10 protein-coding genes are annotated in these 26,965 nt (G+C 71.0%); 7 read left to right on the plus strand and 3 right to left on the minus strand.

Going from position 1 to position 26,965, the window contains the following annotated elements; translation table 11 throughout:
- Positions 1-18: 18 nt before the first annotated feature.
- The gene (locus AB8O64_RS28430; RefSeq protein ID WP_370422149.1) at positions 19-15,717 is read right to left on the minus strand and encodes a non-ribosomal peptide synthase/polyketide synthase; all 15,699 of its coding nucleotides are present in this window, start codon (positions 15,715-15,717) and stop codon (positions 19-21) included.
- A gap of 374 nt (positions 15,718-16,091) precedes the next feature.
- On the opposite strand from AB8O64_RS28430, the gene AB8O64_RS28435 reads away from it, so the two are divergent.
- The 6 genes from AB8O64_RS28435 to AB8O64_RS28460 all read left to right on the plus strand — a co-directional run bounded on the left by AB8O64_RS28435 (position 16,092) and on the right by AB8O64_RS28460 (position 23,966).
- Positions 16,092-16,877, plus strand: coding sequence for an alpha/beta fold hydrolase (locus AB8O64_RS28435; RefSeq protein ID WP_370422151.1), 786 nt, complete (start codon positions 16,092-16,094; stop codon positions 16,875-16,877).
- Between the two features lie 150 nt (positions 16,878-17,027).
- On the plus strand, positions 17,028-17,564 hold the full coding sequence (locus AB8O64_RS28440) for a hypothetical protein (RefSeq protein WP_370422152.1): 537 nt from the start codon (positions 17,028-17,030) through the stop codon (positions 17,562-17,564).
- 302 nt (positions 17,565-17,866) lie between these two features.
- The gene (locus tag AB8O64_RS28445) at positions 17,867-18,988 is read left to right on the plus strand and encodes a polyprenyl synthetase family protein (protein WP_370422154.1); all 1,122 of its coding nucleotides are present in this window, start codon (positions 17,867-17,869) and stop codon (positions 18,986-18,988) included.
- A gap of 31 nt (positions 18,989-19,019) precedes the next feature.
- Positions 19,020-20,588, plus strand: coding sequence for an acyl-CoA carboxylase subunit beta (locus AB8O64_RS28450; RefSeq protein ID WP_370422155.1), 1,569 nt, complete (start codon positions 19,020-19,022; stop codon positions 20,586-20,588).
- A 46-nt stretch (positions 20,589-20,634) separates the two neighbouring features.
- Positions 20,635-20,868 carry an acyl-CoA carboxylase subunit epsilon gene (locus AB8O64_RS28455; RefSeq protein WP_370422156.1) on the plus strand — a complete coding sequence of 78 codons (234 nt, stop codon included), beginning with the start codon at positions 20,635-20,637 and terminating at the stop codon, positions 20,866-20,868.
- 116 nt (positions 20,869-20,984) lie between these two features.
- Positions 20,985-23,966: a BTAD domain-containing putative transcriptional regulator gene (locus tag AB8O64_RS28460; protein ID WP_370422158.1), complete on the plus strand. Its 2,982-nt coding sequence runs from the start codon at positions 20,985-20,987 to the stop codon at positions 23,964-23,966.
- An 88-nt stretch (positions 23,967-24,054) separates the two neighbouring features.
- Here the strand turns inward: AB8O64_RS28460 and AB8O64_RS28465 are convergent, their stop codons facing one another.
- Entirely contained in the window at positions 24,055-24,279 is a 225-nt protein-coding gene (locus AB8O64_RS28465) for a hypothetical protein (protein ID WP_370422160.1), read from the minus strand.
- 203 nt (positions 24,280-24,482) lie between these two features.
- Positions 24,483-24,827 carry a DUF6269 family protein gene (locus AB8O64_RS28470; protein ID WP_370422161.1) on the minus strand — a complete coding sequence of 115 codons (345 nt, stop codon included), beginning with the start codon at positions 24,825-24,827 and terminating at the stop codon, positions 24,483-24,485.
- A 147-nt stretch (positions 24,828-24,974) separates the two neighbouring features.
- On the opposite strand from AB8O64_RS28470, the gene AB8O64_RS28475 reads away from it, so the two are divergent.
- On the plus strand, positions 24,975-26,828 hold the full coding sequence (locus tag AB8O64_RS28475; RefSeq protein ID WP_370422162.1) for a BTAD domain-containing putative transcriptional regulator: 1,854 nt from the start codon (positions 24,975-24,977) through the stop codon (positions 26,826-26,828).
- Positions 26,829-26,965: the final 137 nt, after the last annotated feature.

Consider the following 26,965-nt stretch of genomic DNA (forward strand, 5'->3'; position numbering starts at 1 on the left):
TTCCTCTCGTGATCTCGCTCAGCGCCCGAGTTCGTCTTCGAACTCGTCGATTTCGTCCTGGGACAGTCCCTCGAAGAACAGGTCCGAGGGAGTGAGGCCGCCGGCGTCCGGGCCTTCGGCGTGGGCCACGATGGCCTCCAGCGCACGGAACCAGGTCTCCGCCACGTCCCGGATCTCGTCCTCGTCGAACAGCCCCTCCGGCCAGGCCCAGTCGGCGGACAGCCGCGGCCCGTCCGGGCCGTCCACCGCCGCGGCGCTGAGCGCGATCGCGTACTTGAGCCGCATGTCGTCGTCACTGCCGCCGCTGATGCCGCTGTCCGCCTCGGGAGCGGGCGCCCAGGCGGCGGAACCGCCCGTGCTGTGCTCCTGGCCCAGTTCGAAGCGGCCGAGGTAGTTGAAGCTGATCTGGGGGGTGGGTAGTGCGGCGAGGGTGGGTGCGGTCTTGGGGTTGAGGTAGCGCAGGAGTCCGTAGCCGGCGCCGTTGTCGGGGAGGGTGCGTAGTTGTTCCTTGATGGTTTTGATGGCGTTGCCGATGGCGGGGCCGGCGGTCCAGATTTCGGGCCATTGGTGGGTGGTGATGTTGGGGTCGAGGTTGACGGGGAAGAGGCTGGTGAACCAGCCGACGGTGCGGGAGATGTCGGCGCCGGGGACGAGTTCTTCGCGTCCGTGGCCTTCGAGGTCGATGAGGGTGGTGGTGTCGGTGTGGCCTCGGCGTCGTTTCCAGTCGGTGACGGCGAGGGCGAAGCCGGTCAGCAGGATGTCGTTCACGCCTGCGTGGAAGGCGGCGGGGACGGTGGTGAGGAGGGGGTCGGTGATGTGCGGGGGTAGTTCGATGGAGAGGGCCCGGGTGGTGTTCGCGGTGTCGCGGGAGGGGTCGAGGGGGCGGGAGCCGAGCTGGGGGTTCTCGACGCTCAGCATGGAGGTCCAGGTGTCCAGTTCGGCGGTGCGGGCCTCGGAGGAGGCGGATTCCACCAGACCCTGGGCCCAGGCCCGGAACGACGTTCCGGCCCGCCCGAAGTCCGCCTCGCGGCCCGCCACGGCCGCGTCGAACGCCGCGGCGAGGTCGGGGAGGAGGATGCGCCAGGAGACACCGTCGACCACCAAGTGGTGGGCCATCAGCAGCAGACGTCCCGGGTGGCCTTGGCCCGCGTCGAACCAGACGGCCTGGAGCATGGTGCCGTTTTCGGGGTCGAGCGCCTCCTGCGCGGGTCGGGTCTCCTCGGCCATGAGAGTGCGCAGGGCGTCACCGTGGAGGCCGGCGGTGTCGACGCGCCGCAGGATGCGACGGGCGTCGACGGCGCCCCGGGGCCGGACGGTGAGAACCCACGGGGTGCCGTCGCCGGCCCGAGTGGTCCGCAGACGGAGGACGTCGTGGTGGTCGAGGAGTGTCTGGAGTGTGGTGGTGAGCGTCTCCACGGTCGCTGTGGCCGGGGCCTGGACGACCATGGCCTGGTTGAAGCCGTCGATGGCGCCACCGCTCTCCGCGAGCCAGTGAATGATCGGCGTGGCGGGCAGCTCACCGATACCGGCATCGGGATCGTGCGGGGTGATGTCGGCCGTGCTGTCGACGGCCTGTGCGATGACCGCCAAGGCCTCGACAGTCCGGTGCTGGAAGACATCGCGCGGGGTGAGGACCAGCCCGGCGCTGCGGGCCCGGCTGACGAGCTGAATGGAGACGATGCTGTCGCCGCCGAGGTTGAAGAAGCTGTCGTCGATGCCGACGGTGTCGAGGCCGAGGACGTCGGCGAAGAGGGTGCAGAGCAGTTCTTCGCGTGCGTTGCGGGGGGCGCGGCTGGTGGTGTGGGTGGTGAAGTCGGGGTCGGGGAGGGCCTTGCGGTCGAGCTTGCCGTTCGCGGTCAGCGGGAGTTCGGTGAGGGTGACGAAGGCGGACGGGACCATGTACTCGGGCAGGACACCCGCGACGTGGGCGCGCAGGGTGTCGGTGTCGAGGCCGCTGTCGTCGGTGGGGACCACGTAGGCGACGAGGCGTCCGTCGCGGACGATGACGGTGGCCTGGGCAACCGTGTCGTGTGACGTCAGCGTGTGCTCGATTTCGCCGAGTTCGATGCGGAAGCCGCGGAGTTTGACCTGGTCGTCCGCCCGGCCCTGGTACTCCAGCACCCCGTCGGCGGTCCAGCGGGCAATGTCGCCCGTGCGGTACATACGCTCGCCCGTGGTGCTGTACGGGTCGGCGGTGAACCGCTCGGCGGTCAGGCCCGGACGGCCGGTGTAGCCGTGGGCGAGCTGGATGCCCGCGAGGTAGAGCTCGCCGGGCACGCCGACGGGTGCGGGCCGCAGGGCGGCGTCCAGGACGTAGGTGCGGGTGTTCCAGATGGGCCGGCCGATCGGCACCGACGCGCTGGCCGCGTCGGGTGCGCAGGTGTGCGCGGTGACGTCGACGGATGCTTCGGTGGGGCCGTAGAGGTTGTGCAGCTCCACACCGGGAAGCAGCTGGTGGAAACGCTGGACGGCGTCGGCGGGCAGTGCCTCGCCCGAGCAGATGACCCTGCGCAGTCCGGTGCAGTGTCCGGCGGCGGGGTCGGCGAGGAACGCCTGCAGCATCGACGGCACGAAGTGCACCGTCGTGATGTTCTCGTCCTGGATCAGGCGTGCCATGTAGGCGGGGTCCTTGTGCCCCTCCGGACGGGCAAGGACCAGCGTGGCGCCGGTGCGCAGGGCCCAGAAGAACTCCCACACCGACACATCGAACCCCGACGGCGTCTTCTGCAACACCCGGTCCGAAGCATCCAGCCCGTACGCGTCCTGCATCCACTCCAACCTGTTGTGAATGCCCTCGTGTCCGACGACGACACCCTTCGGGCGCCCGGTCGAGCCGGACGTGAAGATGACATACGCCGCCGCGTTCTCCGGCACCACCCGCTCGGGAGCCGTGGCCGGGTGCTCCGCCGCCACACCCGCGGGCGTGTCCAGCAGCAGCACCGGCACATCACCCTCAGGCAGACGGTCGGCGACAGCAGTGGTGGTCAGGACCAGCGCCGGCTTGGCGTCCTCAAGGATCCAACCAATGCGCTCGGCCGGATAGTCCGGGTCCACCGGCACATACGCCGCACCCGCCTTCACCACCGCGTACAGCGCGACCATCAACTCCAGCGACCGAGGTGCGGCCACGGCGACGAAGTCACCACTTGCCACCCCACGGGCCACCAGCTCATGCGCCAGCCGGTTCGCCCGAGCGTCCAACTCCGCGTACGACAACGACTCGTCCTCGAACACCACAGCCGTCGCATCCGGCGTCCGCGCGACCTGCGCCTCGAACACCCCCGGCAACGTCCCCGCCGCGACCTCACGACCCGTCGCGTTCCACCCCTCGACCAGGCGGATCCGCTCGGTCTCGGCCAGGGGAGTCACTCGGCCCACCGGCAGGTCGCTCTCGTCGGTCATCGCGTGGAGCAGTCGGCGCAGTTGCTCGCCCATGGCCGCTACGGTCTCCTGGGCGTAGACGTCGGGACGGTAGTCCAGACGCAGCATGAACCGGGCGCCCGTCTGCGCGGCGACAAGGCTGACGGGGTAGTGAGTGGCATCCCGGCCGGTACCGGAGACCACACGCAGGCTTTGGTCCTTCTCTTGCGCCTGGCCGCCGTCCGGGTAGTTCTCGTAGACGACGAGTGTGTCGAACAGTTCGCTCTGCCCGGCCACCCGCTGTACATCGCTCAGCCTGATGTGGTGGTACGGCAGCAAGCCGGTCTGCTGCTGCTGGACGCGGGTCAGGAGGGCGCTCAGGGATTCCGTGGAGTCGAGGCGGATGCGGACCGGCAGTGTGTTGATGAACAGACCCACCATGGACTCGATGCCGGGAAGCTCCGTGGGCCGGCCCGAGACCGTGGCGCCGAACACCACATCGTCACGTCCCGTGAGGTGTCCGAGCAGCAGCGCCCAGGCGGTCTGGACGACCGTGTTCGCCGTGACACCGATACGCCGGGCCCGCGCGAGAAGCCTTGCCGTCGTCTCCTCGCCCAACTCGACCATCAGCTCGACGGGGAGCGCCGACTCCTGGCTCTTCGTGGAGCCGGTGAGCAGCGTCGGCTCCTCCAGATCCGCGTATTCACGCGTCCAGGCTTCTTCGGCCTCCGCGCGGTCCTGCCGGGTGAGCCAGGCGAGGTAGTCGCGGTAGGGAGTCACCCGGGGCAGCTCGGCGCTACCGCTGCTCGCGCCGTACAGGGCGAACAGCTCGTTGTTCAGGATCGGGGTCGACCAGCCGTCCAGCAGGATGTGGTGGTTGGTGATCAGCAGTTGGTAGCGGCCCGCACCCATGGTGATCAGGGTGAATCGCATGAGCGGGGCGGCGGTGAGGTCGAAGCGCCGGAGGCGCTCCTCGTCGCTGAGCCGGATCAGAGCCGCCTCGCGTTCCGCCTCGGGCAGCTCGCTGAGATCCACCTCGGACCAAGGCAGCTCAACCTGGCGGTGGATCACCTGAACGGGCTCGCCGCTCTTGAGCGGGTGGAAGCCGGCCCTCAGGTTGGCATGCCGCTCCAGCAGTTCGGCGACGGCCCGCTTCATCGCCTCGGTGTCGAGTTCACCCTCGAGGACGAAGGACGACTGGGCTGTGTAGATGTCGGAGTCCTGCTCGTCGTACAGCGCGTGGAACAGCAGACCCTGCTGAAGAGGGGCCAGCGGCAGCACGTCCACCAGCGACGGCTGCTGAGCGACCAGGTCGTCGACCTCGCCCTGCGTCAGCTCCACGAGCGGGAAGTCGGACGGCGTGCGGCCACCGGCTCCCGGGCCTTCGGCGTGCGTGGCGATGGCCTCCAGCGCACGGAACCAGGTCTCGGCCAGGTCGCGTACGTCGTCGTCACCGAACAGACCGCCGGGCCACGTCCAGTTGGCCACCAGCGAGTCACCGTGAGCACGGTCCAGTGTCACGGCGTCCACGGACAGTGCGTGGGTCAGTACTCCGTCGGGGTCCTGGCCGTTGCCGGTCGCCACGTCCGAGCACAGCTCCCAGTCCGCTGCCTTCGCGTCGTCGGTGGCGAAGTCGAAGCGGCCGAGGTAGTTGAAGCTGATTTGGGGGGTGGGTAGTGCGGCGAGGGTGGGTGCGGTCTTGGGGTTGAGGTAGCGCAGGAGTCCGTAGCCGGCGCCGTTGTCGGGGAGGGTGCGTAGTTGTTCCTTGATGGTTTTGATGGCGTTGCCGATGGCGGGGCCGGCGGTCCAGATTTCGGGCCATTGGTGGGTGGTGATGTTGGGGTCGAGGTTGACGGGGAAGAGGCTGGTGAACCAGCCGACGGTGCGGGAGATGTCGGCGCCGGGGACGAGTTCTTCGCGTCCGTGGCCTTCGAGGTCGATGAGGGTGGTGGTGTCGGTGTGGCCTCGGCGTCGTTTCCAGTCGGTGACGGCGAGGGCGAAGCCGGTCAGCAGGATGTCGTTCACGCCTGCGTGGAAGGCGGCGGGGACGGTGGTGAGGAGGGGGTCGGTGATGTGCGGGGGTAGTTCGATGGAGAGGGCCCGGGTGGTGTTCGCGGTGTCGCGGGAGGGGTCGAGGGGGCGGGAGCCGAGCTGGGGGTCCTCGACGCTCAGCATGGAGGTCCAGGTGTCCAGTTCGGCGGTGCGGGCCTCGGAGGAGGCGGATTCCACCAGACCCTGGGCCCAGGCCCGGAACGAGGTGGTCACGGGCGGGAGTTCGGCCGGGTGTCCGTCGGCGGCGGCCTGGTAGGCAGTGGCGAGGTCGGGGAGGAGGATGCGCCAGGAGACACCGTCGACCACCAAGTGGTGGGCCATCAGCAGCAGTCGGCCGGGCTCGCGCGGGCCCGCGTCGAACCAGACGGCCTGGAGCATGGTGCCGTTGTCGGGGTCGAGCGCACCCTGTGCCGCACGGGTCTCGTCGGCCATGAGGGTGCGTCGGCCGTCGCCCTGGGTGTGGGCGATGTCGACGCGACGGAGGATGTCGGCCGCGTCGACGGTTCCCTCGGGCCGGATGGTGAGGGCCCACGGGATACCGGTCCGGGTGGTCTGCAGACGCAGCACGTCGTGGTGATCGAGGACGGTCTGCAGACCCGTTATGAGGTGGTCCATGGTGGCGGCCGCAGGTGTCTGCACGGCCATGGCCTGGTTGAAGCCGTCGATCGGGCCTCCGACTTCGGCCAGCCATTGGATGATCGGCGTGGCGGGCAGATCGCCGATGCCGGCATCGGGATCGCGCGGGCCGGTCTCCCGGTCGCTCTCGTCGGTCTGGGCGATGGCGGCCAGGGCTTCGACGGTGCGGTGCTGGAAGATGTCCTTGGGTGTGAGGACGAGCCCGGCTGTGCGAGCGCGGCTGACGAGCTGGATGGAGACGATGCTGTCGCCGCCGAGCTCGAAGAAGCTGTCGTCGATGCCGATGTTCTCGAGCCCGAGGACCTCCGCGAAGAGCGCGCAGAGCGTCTCCTCGCGGGCGTCACGCGGTCCGCGTCCGCCGGTCCGGCCGGTGAAGTCGGGGGCGGGCAGGGCCTTGTGGTCCAGCTTCTCGTTCGAGGTCAGCGGAAGGCTGTCGAGGCTGACGAACGCGGCGGGAACCATGTACTCGGGCAGCAGGCCCGCGACGTGCTCACGCAGCGTGTCGGCGTCCACGGCCTGGCCGGCCGGGACGACGTAGGCGACGAGACGCTTGGTGCCGGGCTGGTCCTCGCGGACCACGACCGCGCTGTGCGCGACCGTCTCGTGGTTGCCGAGGACCGCCTCGATCTCGCCCAGCTCGATACGGAAGCCGCGGATCTTGACCTGGTCGTCGGCGCGGCCCAGGTACTCGAGACGCCCGTCCTTGGTCCAGCGCATCACATCACCGGTGCGGTACATCCGCTCTCCGGTCTCGCCGTAGGGGTTGGCCACGAACCGTTCGGCGGTCAGGCCGGCGCGCCGCAGATACCCCCGGGCCAGCCCCGGCCCCGCGATGTAGAGCTCACCCGCCACTCCCGGCGGCAGCAGCCGCAGATCGGCGCCCAGGACATAGGCCCGGGTGTTCCGCAGCGGGCCGCCCACCAGGGGAGCCGGGCTGTCCTGGACCCGGCAGCTGAGCGCGTCCACGGTGCACTCGGTGGGGCCGTAGTAGTTGTACGTGGTCGTGCCGGGCAGGGCCCGGAGCTCCTGCCACATGGCGTCACCGAGCGCCTCGCCGCCGAGCTGCAGCACGTGGGGCTTGTGCCCGGTGCTGCGCATCATCCCGGCGGCCAGCAACTGCTGCATGTACGTGGGAGTGATGTCGACCAGGTCCAGTCGCTCGTCCGCGACATAGCGGGTCAGCTGGGCGGGATCCCGCCGGACCTCGTCGCCGATGACGTGCAGCTCATGGCCGCCGACCATCCACAGCAGCCCGTCCACCGACGCGTCGAAGGCGAAGGAGCTGATCAACGCGACCTTCAGCCGCCGGCCGCCCACGACCTCGGACTCCGGCTCGTAGAGCCCCGCCCGCTGGCTGTGGAAGAGTTGCACGACGTTGCGGTGGGGGATCACGACGCCCTTGGGGCGGCCGGTGGAACCGGACGTGTAGATGACGTACGCCGGGTGCCATGGGGAGAGCGGGCTCTCGCGGTCCGTGTCGGTGACGGCCTCGGCGGACTGCCGGGACAGGGCGTCCACCACCGCCGGGTCGTCCAGCACCAGACGCGACGCGCGGTCCGTTCCCACGCCGTCGAGCGCGGTGGCGGTCCCGGCGCACGACACCACGAGCACCGGCCGGGCGTCCTCGAGCATGTGGGTGATGCGCTCGGCCGGGTAGTCCGGCTCCACCGGTAGATATCCGGCGCCGGCCTTCAGCACCGCGAGCAGGGCGATGACCATCTGCTCGGTGCGCGGCAGGACCAGGGCCACCAGATGCTCCGGCCCGACCCCCTGCCCGATCAGCAGACGTGCCAGCCGGTTGGCACGCGCGTCCAGCTCCGCGTACGAGAGGGTCACCCCGTCGGCGGCCACCGCGGTCGCCTGCGGAGTTTGTGCCGCCTGGGCTTCGAACAGGGTCACCAACGTCGTTTCGGGAACCGGCTGTGGCTGCGGGTTCCACTCGGTGAGCAGCCGTACCCGCTCCTCGGGGGAGACGGCCTCCACCTGGCTCAGCGGAGCGTCCGGGGTATCGAGCACCCCTTCCAGCAGCCGCGCCAGACGGTCGGCCATCGACTCGACGGTGTCGCGGTCGAACAGATCGGTGGCGAATTCGATGAAGCCGCCGATGCCGATGGGGGCGCCGTCGGCGTCGAAGCGCTCGGCGAGCTCGAAGGAGAGGTCGAACTGAGCGATGTCGAGTGCCACCGCGAACGGGGCGCTCCGCAGGCCGGGGATGTCGGTCTGCTCCGCGGCGTTGTTGTGGAACGACAGCATCACCTGGAACAAGGGGTGCCGGGACAGTGACCGCTCCGGGTTGAGCTCGTCGACCAGGCGCTCGAAGGGCACCTCCTGGTGGGCATATGCTGCCAGGTCGGTCTCCTTCACCCGGTCCACGAGTTCATGGAACGTCGGGTTCCCGGACAGGTCGGTCCGCAGGACGAGCGAGTTGACGAAGAAGCCGACCAGCTCGTCCAGCGCCTCGTCCGTCCGGCCCGCGATGGTGCTGCCGATCGGGATGTCCTCGCCGGCGCCGAGCTTGGCCAGCAGGGCCGCGACGGCGGCCTGCATCACCATGAACACGCTCGCGCCGCGGGCGCGGGCGATGTCCACGACCTGCTGGTGGATGCGCGGCGACAGCTGCAGCGGGACCGTCCGGCCCCGGTAGGTGGCGACGGCGGGGCGCTGCCGGTCGGTCGGTAGCTCCAGTTCGTCGGGGAGGCCCGCCAGAGCGGTACGCCAGTAGTCCAGCTGTCGCGCCATGGCACTGCCCGGGTCGGCCTCGTCGCCGAGTACCTCGCGCTGCCAGAGGGCGTAGTCCGCGTACTGGACCGGCAGCGGCTGCCAGTCGGGCGCCGTGCCGGTGCTGCGGGCGGCGTAGGCCTCGGACAGGTCGCGCGACAGTGGTGCCATCGACCAGCCGTCGCCCGCGATGTGGTGGACGACGAGCAGGAGCACATGCTCCTCGGGGGAGAGGCGGAACAGCCGGGCACGTACCGGCAGATCGTGAGCCAGGTCGAAGCCCTGCCGCGCGGCCGTCTCCACCTGCTCGTCGACGTTGTCGGCGGTCACGTCGACGACGACGAGCTCGGGCGTACCCGCCTCGATCGGGAGGATCTCCTGGCGGGGCCGGCCACCGGTGTCCGGGAACACGGTCCGCAGGCTCTCGTGACGGGTCGACACATCGGCCAGGGCCGCTTGGAGGGCGGCGGTGTCGAGCGTCCCCAGCAAGCGGATCGAGAGCGGGATGTTGTACGTGGCGTCGGGCCCCTCCATGCGGTTGATGAACCACAGGCGGCGTTGGGCCGCGGACAGCGGAAGCTCCGCGGGCCGCTCCCTCGCGGTGAGTGCCTGCCGGGCACCGGACGCACCGGTGATCCGCAGGGCCAGCCCCGCGACGGTGGGCTCCTCGAAGACCGCGCGTACCGCGAGCTCCACACCGAGTTCGGTGCGGATGCGGCTGATGAGCCGGGTGGCGAGGAGGGAGTGCCCGCCGAGTTCGAAGAAGCCGTCGTCGATGCCGAGGGCGTCCACGCCGAGGACGTCGGCGAAGAGGGCGCGGAGGGTTTCCTCGGTTTCGTTTCGAGGCGCGCGCTGGGTGGTGGAGGCGAGGCCCGGCGCGGGGAGGGCCTTGCGGTCGAGCTTGCCGTTGGCCGTCAGCGGGAGTTCGGGAAGCGTGACGAAGGCGGCGGGGACCATGTACTCGGGGAGGACACCGGCGACGTGGGCGCGCAGGGTGTCTGTGTCGAGGCTGTCACCGGCGGGGACCACGTAGGCGACGAGGCGTTCGTCGCGGACGATGACGGTGGCCTGCGCGACGGTGCCGTGCGCGGTCAGCGTGTTCTCGATTTCGCCGAGTTCGATGCGGAAGCCGCGGAGTTTGATCTGGTCGTCCGCCCGGCCCTGGTACTCCAGCACTCCGTCGGTGGTCCAGCGGGCGATGTCGCCCGTGCGGTACATGCGTTCGCCGGTGGTGCTGTAGGGGTCGGCGGTGAAGCGTTCGGCGGTCAGGCCGGGGCGGCCCGTGTAGCCGTGCGCGAGCTGGGCGCCCGCGAGATACAGCTCGCCGGGAACACCGATGGGAGCGGGGCGCAGGGCGGCGTCCAGGACATAGGCGCGGGTGTTCCACACCGGGCGGCCGATCGGCACCGACGTGCTCTGCACGCCCGGCTCGCAGGTGTGCGCGGTGACTTCGACGGAGGCTTCGGTGGGGCCGTAGAGGTTGTGCAGCTCCACACCGGGAAGCAGCCGGTGGAAGCGCTGGACGGTGTCGGAGGGCAGGGCTTCGCCGGAGCAGATGACCCGGCGCAGGCCGGTGCAGTCGCCGGCTGCCGGTTCGGCGAGGAAAGCCTGCAACATGGAGGGCACGAAGTGGGCGGTGGTGATGCGCTCGTCCTGGATGAGGTCCGCCAGGTAGGCGGGATCCTTGTGCCCCTCGGGGCGGGCGAGGACGAGGGTGGCACCGGTGCGCAGGGGCCAGAAGAACTCCCACACCGAGATGTCGAACCCGGATGGTGTCTTCTGCAGGACCCTGTCGGTGGCGTCGAGGGGGAAGGTGCCCTGACCCCAGGCGAGGCGGTTGTGGATGCCCTCGTGTCCGACCACGACGCCCTTGGGGCGACCGGTGGAGCCGGAGGTGAAGATGACGTAGGCGGGAGCGTTCGCCAGCAGGTCACGGGCGGGGTTCGCCTCCGGCAGGCCCGCGGCCGCGCCTTCGGGCGTGTCCAACAGCACGGTCGGCACGCCGTCGCCCGGGAGGCGGTCCGCGACGGCGGTGGTGGTCAGGACCATGGCCGGACGGGCGTCCTCGAGAATGCAGGCGATGCGCTCGGCCGGGTAGTCGGGGTCGACCGGGACGTACGCCGCGCCCGCCTTGAGGACGGCGTGGAGAGCGGTCACCAGCTCCAGCGAGCGCGGCGCGGCCACCGCCACGAAGTCACCGGTGCGCACACCGCGCTCGACGAGCGCGTGCGCCAGCCGGTTCGACCGTGCGTTGAGCTCCGCGTACGACAGGGTGCGGCCTTCGAACACGACCGCGGTGGCGTCCGGCGTCCGTGCCACCTGGTCCTCGAACATGTCCGGCAGGGTGCCCGCCGCGATCTCCCGCGTGGTGGTGTTCCACCCCCGGATCACCCGCTCGCGATCCGCCGCGGACTGCACAGCGACCGCGCCCATCGACACGTCGGGATCGTCCGCGACCGTCTGCAGCAGCCGCACCAGCCCGTCCGCCAGCCGCCGCGCCGTGACCTCGTCGAACAGGTCCCGTGCGTACTCCAGGCGGCCCTCGACGCCGGCAGGGGCACCCCGGTCGTCCATGGTTTCGACGAGCTCGAACATGAGGTCGAACCGGGCGTCGTGGAGCGGCACCGCATGATCGGTGGCCCGCACGCCGTCGAGGTCCAGTGCCGACCGCGCGTCGTTGTGCAGTGACAGGAAGACCTGGAACAGAGGGTGGCGGGCCAGCGACCGGGAGGGGTTGAGGAGTTCCACCAGCCGCTCGAAAGCGAGGTCCTGATGAGCGTAGGCGGCGAGGTCGGTCTCCCGGACCCGGCCCAGCAACTCGCGGAACGACGGGTCGCCGGACGTGTCGGTCCGCAGCACCAGCGTGTTGACGAAGAAGCCGACCAGGTCGTCCAGTGCCGCGTCGGTCCGCCCCGCGATGGGGGAGCCGATCGGGACGTCCGTGCCCGCGCCATAGCGTGTCAACAGCGCCGCCACGCCGGCCTGGAGCGTCATGAAGAGGCTGCTGCCGCTCTCCTGGGAGACAGCGAGCAGCCGCTGGTGCGTGGCGGCGTCGAGCCTGACGGGCACGTCGGCGCCGCTACGGGTCGGCCGGGCCGACCGGGACCGGTCGGTCGGCAGTGGCAGTTCCTCGGGGCAGTCCGCGAGGTTCTCACGCCAATAGGCGATCTGCCGCGCCACCACGCTGTCCGGGTCGTCCTCGTCGCCGAGCACCTCCCGCTGCCACAGGGTGTAGTCGGCGTACTGCACCGGAAGCGGCTGCCACTCGGGAGCCGTCCCCGCGCAGCGGGCGGCGTACGCGGCGGACAGGTCACGGGAGAGCGGGGTCATCGACCAGCCGTCACCCGCGATGTGATGCAGCGTCACCAACAGGACGTGCGCCTCGGGCGCGAGCTGGAAGAGGTGTACGCGGATCGGGATCTGCGTGGCGAGGTCGAAGGGGGCCGACGCCGCCCGGGTGAGTTCCCGCTCCAGGTCCTCCTCGGCGACCGCTGTGGTGTGCAGCTCGAGCCGGACGTAGGATCCGGGCACGATCTCCTGGCGCGGCATGCCGTCCGTCTCCGGGAAGACGGTGCGCAGGCTCTCATGGCGGGAGACCACGTCGGTGAAGGCGGCCTTCAGAGCCTCCACGTTCAGGGTGCCCTCGATCCGCAGCGCCACGGGCAGGTTGTAATTGCCGCCCGCGTCCTCCAGCCGGTTGAGGAACCACAGCCGGTTCTGGGACGGCGACAGGGGGATCTCGGCGGGGCGTTCCACGGCGCGAAGGGGCGTGCGGGCCTCGTCGGCCGAGCCGATCAGCGCGGCGATTCCCGCCACGGTCGGCGCCTGGAAGAGGTTGCGTACCGACAGTTCGACCTTGAGCTCCGCACGGATCCGGCTGACCAGACGCGTGGCGGTCAGGGAGTGGCCGCCGAGGTTGAAGAAGCTGTCCTCGATACCGATCTGCTCCAGGCCGAGAACACCGGCGAACAGCGCGCAGAGGGTTTCCTCGAGTGGGTTACGGGGGCCTCGGCCGCCGACCCGGGTGGTGAAGTCGGGGGCCGGCAGGGCCTTGCGGTCGAGCTTGCCGTTCGCGGTCAGCGGCAGGCTCGGGAGGGTGACGTACGCGGCGGGGACCATGTAGTCCGGCAGAACCTCGGCCACCTGGTCGCGCAGCAGGTCCGTGTCGACGGTCCGGCCGGTGACCGGGACGACGTAGGCCACCAGGCGCTGGTCGCCGGGCGCGTCCTCGCGCACCAGCACAGTGGCGTCCGCGACCGCCTCGCAGCCGGTCAGCGCGGCCTCGATCTCGCCCAGCTCGATACGGAAGCCGCGGATCTTGACCTGGTCATCGGCGCGGCCGTGGTACTCCAGCTCGCCGTCGGCGGTCCAGCGTACGACATCGCCGGTGCGGTACATGCGGGTGCCGGGCGCGCCGAAGGGGGAGGCGATGAAGCGTTCGGCCGACAGCCCCGGCCGGCCCAGATAGCCACGTGCCAGGCCGGCGCCGGTGACGTAGAGCTCGCCGGGGACGCCGGGCGGCACCGGGCGCAGCCCCGCGTCCAGGACGTACACCCCGAGGTCGGGGATGGCTTCGCCGATGACGCTGCCGCCGAGTGCCGCGGCGCTCTGCCGGTCCAGCGCGCGGTAGGTGACGTGCACGGTGGTCTCGGTGATGCCGTACATGTTGACCAGGGTGGGGGCGTCGTCCGGGTGGACCCGGTACCAGTCCTCCAGGCGGCGCAGGTCCAGTGCCTCGCCGCCGAAGATCACCGTGCGGAGAGCCAGCGGACCGGCGCCCGGGTTCTCGCGCTCCTCCTGGATGAGCCGGTAGAACGCCGACGGGGTCTGGTTGAGGACCGTCACCCCGTTCTCCGCGAGCAGCGCGCGGAACTCCTGCGGTGAGCGGCTGGTGGCGTACGGGACCACGACGAGCCGGCCGCCGTGCAGCAGCGGACCCCAGATCTCCCAGACCGAGAAGTCGAAGGCGTACGAGTGGAACATGGTCCACACGTCGTCGGCACCGAAGCCGAACCAGTGGTCGGTCGAGGCGAAGAGGCGGGTGACATTCTGGTGCGGGATCACCACACCCTTGGGGCGGCCCGTGGAGCCCGAGGTGTAGATGACGTACGCCGGGTGCCACGGAGAGAGCGGCATGACCCGCTCCGCGTCGGACACCGGTTCACCCGACAGCCCGGCCAGCTCGCGAGCCACGGCCGGATCGTCCAGCACCAGACGTGATGTGGAGTCGGCGTCCAGCGAGTCGAGGACGGAGGCGGCCGCCGTCGAGGACAGCACGAGCACCGGACGCGCGTCCTGGAGCATGTAGGCGATACGTTCGGCCGGATAGTCGGGGTCGACCGGGAGGTAGCCGGCGCCGGCCTTGAGGACGGCGAGCAGGGCGACGATCATCTGCTCGGTCCGGGGCAGGGCCAGGGCGACCAGCTGCTCCGGCCCCACTCCTTGCGCGATCAGCCGGCGCGCCAGCCGGTTCGCGGCCGCGTCCAGATCCGCGTAGGAGAGGGCGGCCTCTTCGCCGGTGACCGCGACGGCGTGCGGAGTCCGTGCGGCCTGGGCCTCGAACAGCGCCACCAGCGTCGCCTCGGGCGCTGTCCGCCCCTCGGGATTCCATTCGACGAGGACCTGCTCACGCTCCTTCGCCGACAGCAGCTCCAGCCGCCCGACCGGGGTGGTGTCCCCGACGGCGATCTGTTCCAGCAGCCGGAGGACCCGGCTCAGGACCGAGTCGGCGGTGGCGCGGTCGAAGACATCCGTCTGGTAGTCGAGTCGCAGATGCATACGATCGCCCGGGATCGCGGTGAGCACCGCCGAGTAGTGCGTCGCGTCGCGGCCGTCGAATCCGGTGATACGGACCCCTTCGCCCGCCAGCTTCAAGTCACGGGTATCGACGGGGTAGTTCTCCACGACGACGCAGCTGTCGAACAGGTCGCCCACCCCTGCCAGCTGCTGCAATTCGGTCAGGCCGATGTGGTGGTACTGCGTCAGCGCGGCCTGCTCGGCCTGAAGCCGGTCGACGAGGGCACCGAATGTCTCGGCCGGGTCGAGGGTGACACGCACGGGCAGGGTGTTGATGAGGAGCCCGACCATCGACTCGATGCCGGCGATGTGCGGGGGCCGGCCGGAGACCACGGTGCCGAGCACGACATCGGAACGGCCCGTGAGCTGCCCGAGCACGGTGGCCCAGACGGCCTGGAGGAGGGAGTTGAGGGTGCGGCCGGCTGAGCGGGCCTGTCCGGCGAGAGCCTCGGTGAGAGAGGCGGGCAGGTCGACGGACACCCGCTCCGGAAGCCCGTGGCCGCGGCCCCGGTCCACGGGGGCGATGAGGCTCGGTTCCGCCAGCCCGCCGAGCGCCTTCGACCAGGCCGTCCGGGCGGCTTCCGGGTCCTGCTTCGCCAGCCAGGCGAGGTAGTCGCGGTACGGGGTGACCCGGGGGAGCCCACCCGTGTAGCCCTGCGTGTCGTAGAGCTCGAACAGCTCGCGCAGCAGGACGGGCATCGACCAACCGTCGAGGAGGATGTGGTGATTGGAGATGACCAGTCGGTACCGGTCGGGAGCCATGGTCACGAGGGCGAACCGGATCAGCGGCGGCTTGGTGAGGTCGAAGCGCCGGGCGCGGTCCGCCGCCAGCCAGCGCTCCCACTCGGCCTCGCGCTCGCCCTCGGGCAGCAGGCCGAGGTCCGTCTGGACCCAGGGCAGTTCCACCTCACGGGGAATCAGCTGTACCGGCTCTTCGAACTTCTCGTGAAGGAACGCCGCCCGGAGGTTGGCGTGCCGACGCAGCAGGGCCGCCGCGGCCAGCCGCATCGAGTCGGCATGCAGCGGGCCCTCGATTTCGAGCACCAGCTGAACGGCGTAGATATCGGCCGACTCCTCGTCGTACACCGCGTGGAACAACAGGCCCTGCTGCAGCGGCGACAGTGGAAGAATGTCCTCGACCCCACGGCTATTCACGTGAATTACTCCCACTCCATATACGCACCGGCTGTTCGCGCCCAGATGTATGACAGCGCATTTCAGAGGTCACTCAACAGTCGGCCCGAGTAGGGGGCAACGACGACTGCAACAAGCTGCCAGATCGCGGAGATCAGGAGCCACAGCCCCTGGTGAGGACAGCAGTTGGCTGACATGGTGTCGCTGCGCGGGCGTCTTGTTCGGTACGGTCCCAAGGACGCGGTTGTCCGGTGCAAGGGCCGGTCGGTGTCTTTCATGGCAGGACGACGGATCATGTCGGAAATCCCGTTGGCGACGTACTCGGTTTCCGGTATGAACAGTGAAAAGGGATACGTATGCGGGTTCCGGCTGGTGATCTGGTATTCGATGTCGAGGTGTCAGGACCCAAGGACGGCGAACCGGTCCTGCTCCTGCACGGATTCCCGCAGAGCCGCAGAGCCTGGGACAAGATCGTGCCGGCCCTGAACGCCGCGGGCCTGCGGACCATCGCGCCCGACCAGCGGGGCTACTCCGACGGAGCCCGGCCGGTGGGCGCGGACTCGTACGCGCTGCCGCTGCTGGCGGGCGACGCCATGGGCATCCTGGACGCCCTCGGCATCGAGTCCGCCCACGTGGTCGGTCACGACTGGGGATCGGTCGTGGCCTGGTACCTGGGCGCACGTCACTCCGAGCGGGTCCGGACCCTGACCGCCGTGTCCTTCCCCCACCTGGAGGCGTACTGGTACGCGCTGCGCCATGACCCGCGGCAACGGGAACTCTCCCAGTACATCGCGTACTTCGTGTCACCGGACAGCACGGCCGGGATGCTGGCCGACGACGCGGCGCAACTCCGGTCCTTGTTCGGCGACACGGTCGAACCCGACCAGGTGAGGCACTACCTCGACCTGCACACCCGGCCCGGGGTGCTGGACGCGACCCTCAACTGGTACCGGTCGGGCAGTCTTCTCGCCGAGCACGAGGGGCTCGGACCCGTACCCGTGCCGACCACCTACATATCGAGCGACGGTGATCTGGCCGCCGGCCGGGTCGCGGTGGATCGGACGGAGCGGCATGTCACCGGCCCGTACCGGTTCGTACTCCTGGAAGGCGTCACGCACTGGCAGCCGGAACAGGCGCCGCTGCGCATCGCCGAAGAGATCCTGCGCCAGGTGAGCCGGTGACCCGACGGCCGGGCCCCGATCGGCCGGGGGCCGTCCGGACGGCGGTCCGGCGCGGGGAGGACCGCCCGGCAACTCGCCTCCGCCATATGGGGGAGCGGAGTCGTGCCGATGCATGATCCGGACCCGGCGAGGACCGGGGACACTGAGGACATGGCAATCAACACGGTGGATCCGGCAGTGGTGACCAAGACGACCGAGCGGCCCGTCCCGCGCTGGGCGGAGAACGTCGCCCACCTCATCCCGCTCGTGGCACTGCCGGTGTGCGTCTGGCGGCTGCCCATCGGGTTCGGCTGGGGCATGGGCGGTGACCCCCTGCCCCCATCGGTATGGAACGCCCCGTACGTCGTCGGACTCAGCGTTGTCTCCGAGTTATTGGCGCTGCTCAGCTTTGGTCTCGTCCGTCATTGGGGAGAGGTCGTGCCCGCCTGGGTCCCCAAGCTGGGCGGTAAGCGCATTCCGCCCTTCGCGGCGATTGTCCCCGCGACGCTCGGCGGTCTCGTGTTCGTCGGGCTGATGGTCCACTGGGCGTTCGGGGCCTTCCATATCGGCGGCGCGAGCGGATTCCCGTACGCCGGGGGGTGGGGCATCCTGGCCAAGACGGTCAGCGGCCTGCTGACGCTGTGGGGCCCCTTGCTGCTCGCCCTGACGTACGGCTACTACCGGCGGCGCTGCCGGCCGGAGGACTGAACGGTCCGCCGGGCGCTGCCGCCTCGCCTTCAGTGAAGCCCCCGCAACGTCCGTTGCCGGGGCTTCTGTTGTGTACCGCCCCGCCTGCTTCGCCTTTGTCCCGCGCGTCCCAGCACGGACAGCGGCGAAAGCGCAAGACCGGTCCGATGGCAGCAACCTGTCACCGTTGTTGTTCCGGCCCAGGGGCATTGGACATCCTCGAAAAGCCTCAGATTCTCCTCATTCCTTGCCCAAAGGGGTTCAGCCATGGCCGAGAAGGCTGTGTTCGATCCGTCGATACGCACGGCGGCCGGGGACTTCCGATGACCCGCAACGGCACGTCGTTCGCCCGGGCCGCCCGCGCCGCCCGCGCCTACGATGCCGCCCGCGCCGTCCGCGCGGTCGTCACCGGCCGGGGCCGCGAAGCCGGTGCGGCCGCCCACCGCGGCGCCCCGAAGTTCCGGTTCCGGCTCGACGACCCGGCCGCCGAGGCACGGCTGCGCGCCACCCTGGAAGAGGTGGAGAAGCGGCTGCAGGACACCGCGACCGACGCCGCCGACCCCCGGGTCGCCGAGCTCACCGGGCATGTCACCGCGGCTGGCGGAAAGCGGATGAGGCCCCTGCTGGTGTTGCTCGCCGGCGAGTTCGGCGAGCCGTGGCGGGACGGGGTCGCGCAGGCCGCGGTCATCGTGGAGCTGGTGCACGTCGCCTCGCTCTACCACGACGACGTGATGGACGAGGCGAGCACCCGGCACGGCGTGCCCAGTGCCAATGTCCGCTGGGGCAACCGGCAGACCGTCCGCGGCGGCGATTGGCTGCTCGCCCGCGCAGCCCGGCTTGCCGCCGATCTCGGCCCCGAGGCCGTGCGCCTCAACGCCGAGACCGCGAGCAGGCTCGTCGACGGGCAGGTGCGCGAACTGGTCGGCCCCGCGACCGGCCAGGACCCCGTCGAGCACTACTTCCAGGTCGCCGCGGGCAAGACCGCGTCGCTGCTGACCATGGCACTGAGCATCGGCGCCCGGCAGGCGGGCGCCCCGGAGCCGTACGCGGACGCCCTGGGCGCGTACGGCGCCTATCTCGGCGCCGCCTTCCAGATCGCCGACGACCTGCTGGACCTCTCCGGGGCGGCCGACCAGACCGGCAAGGAACAGGGCAAGGACCTGCTGGCCGGGGTGCCGAGCCTGCCCGTGATCCTCGCCCGCGCGGACCGCGGTCCGCAGGGTGCCGAACTCCGCGGGCTGCTCGCGGCGGGCCCGATCCAGGATCCAGTGGCGCACCAGCGCGCCCTGGAACTCTTTCCCCGTTCACCGGCCTTCGCCGAGGCCGAGGCCATCATGCGCGACCGTCTGGCCCGCGCCCGTGCCGCGCTCTCGGTGCTGCCGTCGATACCCGCGCGCAGCGTCCTCGAAGCCCTCTGCGACTTCGTGGCCGACCGGACCGGCTGACCGCCGAACCCGCAGGAGAAAGGAGCCGGCCGTGTCGCAGCAGGCCGCACCCCCGACCGTAACGGACGGGATCGGAGAGCTGTCCCGCATCCGCGAGGAGGCGGTCCGGGGAGCGCCCCGGGCCACCGAGGCCCAACACGCCAAGGGCAAGCTGACCGCGCGTGAACGCATCGACCTCCTGCTCGACGCGGGGTCGTTCACGGAAGTGGAGCAACTGCGGCGGCACCGCGCGACCGGCTTCGGCCTGGAGGCCAAGAGGCCCTATACCGATGGTGTGATCACCGGGTGGGGGACGGTGCACGGGCGTACGGTTTTTGTGTACGCGCATGATTTCCGGATCTTCGGTGGTGCGTTGGGTGAGGCCCATGCGACGAAGATCCACAAGATTATGGACATGGCGATCTCGGCGGGTGCTCCGCTGGTGTCGCTGAACGACGGTGCGGGTGCGCGTATCCAGGAGGGCGTCTCGGCGCTGGCGGGGTACGGCGGGATCTTCCAGCGGAACACCAAGGCGTCGGGTGTCATCCCGCAGATCAGTGTGATGCTCGGCCCGTGTGCGGGTGGTGCGGCCTACAGCCCGGCGCTGACGGACTTCGTGTTCATGGTCCGGGAGACGTCGCAGATGTTCATCACCGGCCCCGATGTGGTGCGGGCCGTGACGGGCGAGGAGATCACCCAGAACGGCCTGGGCGGTGCCGATGTGCACGCCGAGACCTCCGGTGTCGCGCACTTCGCCTACGACGACGAGGAGACCTGCCTCGAAGAGGTCCGCTACCTCCTCTCCCTCCTCCCGCAGAACAACCGCGAGATGCCACCCCGCGCGGCCACCGACGATCCGGCCGACCGCGCCTGCGAGGCGCTGCGCGAGATGGTCCCCGCGGACGGGACCCGGCCGTACGACATGCACGACGTCATCACCGAGATCGTCGACGACGGCGAGCACATCGAGGTGCACGAACGCTGGGCGACCAGCGTCATCTGCACCCTCGCCCGGATCGGCGGCGAGGTGGTGGGCATCGTCGCCAACCAGCCCCAGTCGCTGGCCGGTGTCCTCGACATCCACTCCTCGGAGAAGGCCGCGCGCTTCGTCCAGCTCTGCGACGCCTTCAACATCCCCCTCGTGACCCTCGTCGACGTGCCCGGTTTCCTGCCCGGTGTCGACCAGGAGCACGGTGGCATCATCCGCCACGGCGCCAAGCTGCTCTACGCGTACTGCAACGCCACCGTCCCCCGGATCTCCCTGATCCTGCGCAAGGCCTACGGCGGCGCCTACATCGTCATGGACTCCCGTTCCATCGGCGCGGACCTCTCCTTCGCCTGGCCGGCCAACGAGATCGCCGTGATGGGCGCCGAAGGCGCCGCGAACGTCGTCTTCCGACGGCAGATCGCGGCGGCCGACGACCCCGAGGCGATGCGCGCCCGCATGGTCAAGGAGTACAAGGCCGAGCTGATGCACCCGTACTACGCGGCCGAACGGGGTCTCGTCGACGACGTCATCGACCCCGCCGAGACCCGCTCCCTGCTGATCGGCTCGCTGGCCATGCTGCGCGCGAAGCACGCCTCGCTGCCGGACCGCAAACACGGCAACCCCCCGATGTGAGCCACACCCCCGACATCCGACGCGAGAAGCGAGAAGGAGCACCCCTGTGTCACAGGAGAAGGCACCGACCGCACTGCGAGGCCCCTTGGGGCCCTCTCTGCTGAAGGTCATCGGCGGAAACCCCACCCAGGAGGAGCTCGCGGCGGTCACCACCGTCCTCCTCGCGCTCTCCGCGCGGCAGGAGCATCGGCCGGTCGCGACGGGTACGCCCGTCGCCGCCCGGTGGCAGCGCGCCGGGTCCCGTGGCCGCCCGCCCGGGGCCCGCTTCGCCCGGAGCTGAGACCGGCAGCTTCCTGCCACCTTCGTCCCGGGTGGCGGGAGGCCCCGCCACCCACGAAAAAACAGCACAAGCCCGGCTGCCCGTAGACGCGGCCGCGGCCGAAGTCAGGAGGCAGCGTGCTTCAGGTAGTGTTCCGAATCCTGGGGCCGTTGGACATCAGCGTGGACGGCCGCCCCGTCTCCCTGCAGGGCGCCCGCCAACGCACGATCATGTCGCTGCTGCTGCTCACCCCGGACCACGTGGTGTCCGTCGACACGCTCGCCGACGCCGTCTGGGACGGCCGCCCCCCGGCCACCGCCCGCAATCAGATCGCCATCTGCGTCTCCGCGCTGCGCAAGACCTTCAAGGCGGCCGGCGCCGAGGACGTGCTCGTCACCAGCCACCCCGGATATCTGCTGGCCTCCGGCGAACACCGCATCGACGCCGTCGAGTTCGAGGAACAGGTCGCCCGGGGCCGCGAGGCCGCCCGCAGCGGCCGGCTGGAGGAAGCCAGCGCGTGCTTCGAGGAGGCCCTGGCCATGTGGCGCGGCCCGGCCCTGGAAGGCATCACGGCCGAGCGCGTCGAGAAGGACGCCGCCCGGCTCACCGAAACACGCCTCGACGTGTACGAGGAGTTCGTGGGGCTGCGGCTGGAACTGGGCCGCCACCAGGACCTGATCGGCGAACTCAGCGCGTTCATCCGGGAGAACCCGCTGCGCGAGCAGTCCATCGCCCACCTCATGCTGGCTCACTACCGCTCGGGCCGGCGCGCCGAGGCCCTGGAGACCTACCGCGAGGGACACCGCATCCTCGCCGACGAACTCGGCATCTCCCCCGGCCCGGTCCTGCGGGACCTCCACGAGGCCGTGCTCAACGACCTCCCCGAGCTCAATCCGCACCAGGCCGGCGAACTGCCCGCCGCGTCGACGGCCGTACCGGAGCAGTTCCCGCCCGACGTCGCCTCCTTCACCGGCCGCAAGAAGGAACTCGCCGTCCTCGACCGGCTGCTGGAACACGTGGGCGGTGACGTGCTGCCCGTGGGGTCCATCACCGGCATCGGAGGAGTCGGCAAGACCGCCCTCGCCGTCCACTGGGCCCGCCAGGTCGCGAGCCGCTTCCCCGACGGCCTGTTCTTCGCCGACATGCGCGGCTACGACGAGGAGGCACCCCGCCGGCCCGGCGCGGTCCTGGACCACCTGCTGCGGGCCCTCGGCATCAAGGGCCCCCAGATCCCCGCCGACCAGCACGAGCGCACCGCCCTCTTCCGCGGCGCCCTGCAGGGCCGCCGGGTCCTGATCGTGCTGGACAACGCCCGGTCCTTCCAGCAGATCCGGCCGCTGCTGCCCGGCGACGGCCGCTGCTGCGTCCTCGTCACCAGCCGCGACCCCATGGGCGGCGCCCTCGCCGGCGACTACGTCTACGTACCGCTGGTGCTCGGCGCCCTCCAGCAGGACGAGGCCACCGCACTGCTGTCCAGGGTCGCCGGGGACGACCGGATCGCCGCCGACCCGGTCGGCGCCGCCCGGCTCGGCGAGCTGTGCGACCGGCTGCCGCTCGCCCTGCGCATCGCCGCCGCCCGGCTCGCCGCCAAACCGCACTGGTCGGTCCGGACCCTGGTGGCCCGGCTAGAGGACCAGCACCGCAGGCTCGACGAACTGAGCCTCGACGAGCGCGGAGTACGGGCCGGCCTGCGGCTCAGCTACCGCGATCTGTCACCCGACGCCGCCCGGATGTTCCGGCTGCTCGCCATGGTCGACGCACCGGACTTCGCCGCCTGGGCCGGCGCCGCCCTCCTCGACATCGACCCGCTCGACGCCGAGGACCTCATCGAGCAACTGGTCGACGCCCAACTGCTGGAGCCGCTCAGCGCCACCCTCGGGCCGGTCCGCTACCGCTTCCAGAACCTCCTGCGGCTCTTCGCCCACGAATGCGCCCTCGCCGAGGAGGACCCACAGGAGCGCCGCGCGGCCACCGGCCGGGCCTACGGCGCCTGGCTGGCGCTGGCCGTGGAGGCCCACCACCGGCTCTACGGCGGCGACTACACCCTCGTCCACAGCCAGGCGCCGCCGCACCGGCTCCCGGCCCACCTGGTGGGCCATCTGCTGGAGAACCCCATGGAATGGTTCGAGAGCGAACGCGTCCCGATCACCAGGATCGTCGACCAGGCAGCCCAGGACGGCGAAGCCGCGTACGCCTGGGACCTCACGATGACCAGCGTCACCCTCTTCCAGAACCGCAACTACCTGGAGGACTGGCGGCACTGCGGCGAGCGGGCCCTCGCCGCCGTCCGCCGCGCCGGCGACCGGCTGGGGGAGGCGGCGATGCTGCACTCGCTCGGCACCCTGGAGATCATCCAGTGGAAGTACGACGAGGCCTTCACCCGGCTCGGCCTGGCGCTGCGCCTGTTCGAGGAGCAGCACCAGGTCGAGGGGTGCGCCCTGGTGCTCCGCAACCTGGCGCTGTGCGAACGGCACCGCGGCGATCTGGAACGGGCCAGGGAGCTCGGTCACCAGTCGCTGGCGGGATTCCGCACGGCCGGTGACCTCTACGCGGAGGCCCACATGCTGGGCCTGATGGCGCAGATCGAACTGGAGCGGGGTGACGCCCGGACCTGCGTCGAGCTCTCGCACGAGGCGATCGCCCGGACCCGCGAACTGGGAAGTGTCAGAGGAGAGGCGCAAGGCATGGTCCGGCTCGCCGGAGCCCTCGTCCACCAAGGGGACGGGGCGGGCGCCGAGGAGGTCTGCCGGCGCGCCCTCGAACTCGTGCGGACCAGTGGTGACCGCCGCGGTGAGACCCACGCGCTGCGCGCGCTGGGCGAGGCACTGTGGTGCCGGGAGCAGTGGGAGGACGCCGAGGCCGTCCTGCGTGACGCGCTGGCGACCGCCGGCAAGATCCAGGACCGGTTCCTCGAAGGCAGGGCGGGTCTCGCCCTCGGATGCCTGCTCCTCCTGCGGTCCGACCGGGCCGGGGCCGCAGGCCTCTTCGCCGACGCGGCCCGGCAGTTCACCGAGGTGGGAGCGGTGCCCTGGCAGGAGCGGACGAGCCGCCTGCGCGCGGTGCTCGACGGGGACGAGGAGCCGGACTCCCGGGAGCTGTTCGCGCTCTTCCAGCACTAGGGCCTGGCCGGTAGCCCAGCCCAATCAAGCCCGTCCGGCGATTGAGGACACCGCCGCGCAGCGGAGGTGCAGACCGGCGCGGCCCGCGTCACACCCACGGGTCATCCATCGCGGTCGCACCCGACGCCGCGACCGGCGTCCGGGCGTCGGCCGCGGCCACGGCGTCGATCTTGACCCAGGGGTCGTCGCCCTGGGCCTGCGCCGCCACCCCGAAGACACCGAGCGCCGCCAGGGCCATGGTCCCGCCGACCGCCAGCCGGCTGAGCGGGGCGAGGGCGACGGCGCGGTAGGCGGTGCGCTTGGCACGGTTCATGGTGTCCTCCCGGACATCTCGGGGCCGGTCCGCCGGACCTGGTGTCCGGCGCCTTCGCGGCCCGCTTCCTGCGGTATGCCGAGAACATTAGGGACGCCTGCTTTTCACGCCCTTTCGAAACTGTTTCGCGGCCACGAAATCGACCCGACATCGACCCGATGGAGCCGGGAAACCGGCTTGCCGGACCGATGCCGGACGATGTCCTACCGCGGTGCCGGCCCGGTGTTTTCCGGGCCTCGCGCCACCTGTTCCGTCAAGCGGTCCGCGTAGGCGGCCAGCAAATCCGGCCAAGGGATTCCGGACTGCCGCAGCATGAGTTCCTGATCGGCCGCCGACATGTCCGCGACCCGGTCCATGAAGTCCAGCGGGTCTTCCACCTGGCTGGTTTCCTGCGGATGATGTTTGATGTCTTCCTCCTGCCTTCGGTCCGGGATGTCGTCCGGTGCCGCGCAAACAGGCCGACGAGCGCGGCCATAGGAAAACTTGAACTGCCTTCCACCGCGCCCGTGACCGTGCCGTGAGGCGTTTCCCCGCAGCACGCCGGACACGCTAGGCGAACCTCTTTTCAAGGCTCTTTCGTATCGGTTTCCCAGCCGCGAAACCGAACCGATGCCGGTGCGGAACCCCCTCTCCGTAGCCTTTCGCGGCAGACGGCCCGGTGGATCGGAGCGGGCCCGCGAACGGGGGCGGACCTCATGGACTTCAAGATCCTCGGCCCGGTGTCGGCCGAGCGGGACGGCCACCCGGTCGCACTCGACGGCGGCAAGCAGCGCACCGCGCTCGCGACCCTGCTGCTCGCCCACGGCCAGGTCGTCACCGACGAACGGCTGACCACCCTGCTGTGGGGCTGGGACCCACCGGCCACCAGCACCAACCAGCTCTACACCTACGTATCGAGGCTGCGCACCCGCCTCGGCCCCCGGCACGGCCTGCGGCGCCACGGCGCCGGCTACCGCATGGACATCGGTGACGCGGACTTCGACTGGGACACCTTCCGCTTCCTCGCCGACGCGGGCCGCGCCGATCTCCTCGCGGCCCGCTACGCCGATGCCGAGCACCGGCTCGGCCGGGCCCTCGCGCTGTGGTGGGGCCCGGCCCTCACCGACGTCACCGAGCACCTCGCCCGGGCCGAGGGCCCGCGCATGGAAGAGGCCCGGCTGTCCGCACTGGAGAACCACACCGAGGCCGCACTCGCCCTCGGCCGCCACAACGACCTGGTCTCCGCGCTGACCCGGCAGGTGACCCTGCATCCGGTACGGGAGCGGCTGCGCGGCCAGCTGATGACCGCGCTGTTCCGCTGCGGCCGCCAGGCCGACGCGCTCGCCGTGTACGAGGCCGGACGCCGGGTCCTCGCCGACGACCTCGGTATCGACCCGGGACCGGAGCTGCGCGCCCTCCACGAGGACGTCCTGACCGGGACCCTGCCGCCCCCACCGGCACCGGAACGCGAGCGCGTCACACCGGCCGCACCGCCTGCCGCCCAGGCGGCGACCGCCGGCCGGGCCCCGGACCCGCGGCCCCCGGCCGGTGGCGGCTGGCAGGGGCTCGTCCCCGCGATGCTGCCCGCCGCCCCCGGCGACTTCACCGGCCGGAAGGCCGAGACCGACGAGGTGCTGACCGCCCTGCGCGAGCACCAGGACGCCGTGATCACCGGCGCCCCCGGCACCGGGAAGTCCGCGCTCGCCCTGTGGGCGGCCGAACACTGCCGTGCCGACTTCCCCGACGGCGGGCTCTACGCCGATCTGCGGACCGGCACCGGGGCGCCGCGCGACCCGGCGGAAGTGCTCGGCTGGTTCCTGCGCGCCCTCGGCACCACACCGGACCAACTGCCCGCCACCCTCGACGAGCGCGTCCAGCTCTACCGGACGCTGCTGGCCGGGCGCCGCGCGCTCGTCGTCCTCGACAACGCCCACGACGACAGCCAGGTACGGCCCTTGTTGCCGGGCGGCGGCCGGAGCCGGACCGTCGTCACCGGGGTCCGTTCCCCCCTGGCCTCACTGGAAGGCACCCGGCTGGTGCGGCTCGGCCCCATGCCACCGGAAGAGGCCGCCCGGCTGCTCACCGCGATCGCGGGCCCCGGACGGCCCGACCCGGCGGCGCCCGAGGTGCTCGCGCGCATCGCGGAGCTCTGCGACCGGCTGCCCCTCGCCCTGCGGATCGCCGCGACCCGGATGGCGGCGCGCCCGCACTGGTCGGCGGCCCGGTTCGCGGACCGGCTGGCACCCGCCGGACGGCGGCTCGACGAACTGCGCTTCGGCAGCCTCGACATACGGACCGGGCTGAGCGCCGCACTCGACCGGCTCGACCCCGCCGCGCGGGACGGCTTCGGCATTCTCGCGGCGGCCGACATGCGCGCGCTGACGGCGTCCGACGCGGCGGCGCTGCTCGACACCGACCGCGATGACGCGGAGGAACTCCTGGAACGGCTGGCCGACGCACGGCTCCTGGAGGTGTGCGGGGCGGACGGCGACGCGTGGCTGCGGTACCGCTTCATGCCGCTCGTCCGGCTGTTCGCCCAGGAACAACGCGTACCCGCGCTCGTCTCCTGAACGACTCCTCCTCTTACCGCTCCCCGACGTCTTCTGGTTCCCGGCCTGGTGGGCCGGCCGTCCTGCGGCCGGCCCACCAGGCCGTTCCCGGTCCCCTGCTCCATCGTTCGCTTCTCCGCCCACGAGGCGAAGCAGCG

Origin of the sequence: Streptomyces sp. QH1-20, assembly GCF_041283565.1 — a bacterium.
Classification (GTDB): domain Bacteria; phylum Actinomycetota; class Actinomycetes; order Streptomycetales; family Streptomycetaceae; genus Streptomyces; species Streptomyces syringius.

Coding starts and splice junctions, on each gene's coding strand:
- AB8O64_RS28440 (WP_370422152.1), top strand. CDS start 17,028: ATGGCAATCAACACGGTGGATCCGGCAGTGGTGACCAAGACGACCGAG.
- AB8O64_RS28445 (WP_370422154.1), top strand. CDS start 17,867: ATGACCCGCAACGGCACGTCGTTCGCCCGGGCCGCCCGCGCCGCCCGC.
- AB8O64_RS28465 (WP_370422160.1), bottom strand. CDS start 24,279: ATGAACCGTGCCAAGCGCACCGCCTACCGCGCCGTCGCCCTCGCCCCG.
- AB8O64_RS28475 (WP_370422162.1), top strand. CDS start 24,975: ATGGACTTCAAGATCCTCGGCCCGGTGTCGGCCGAGCGGGACGGCCAC.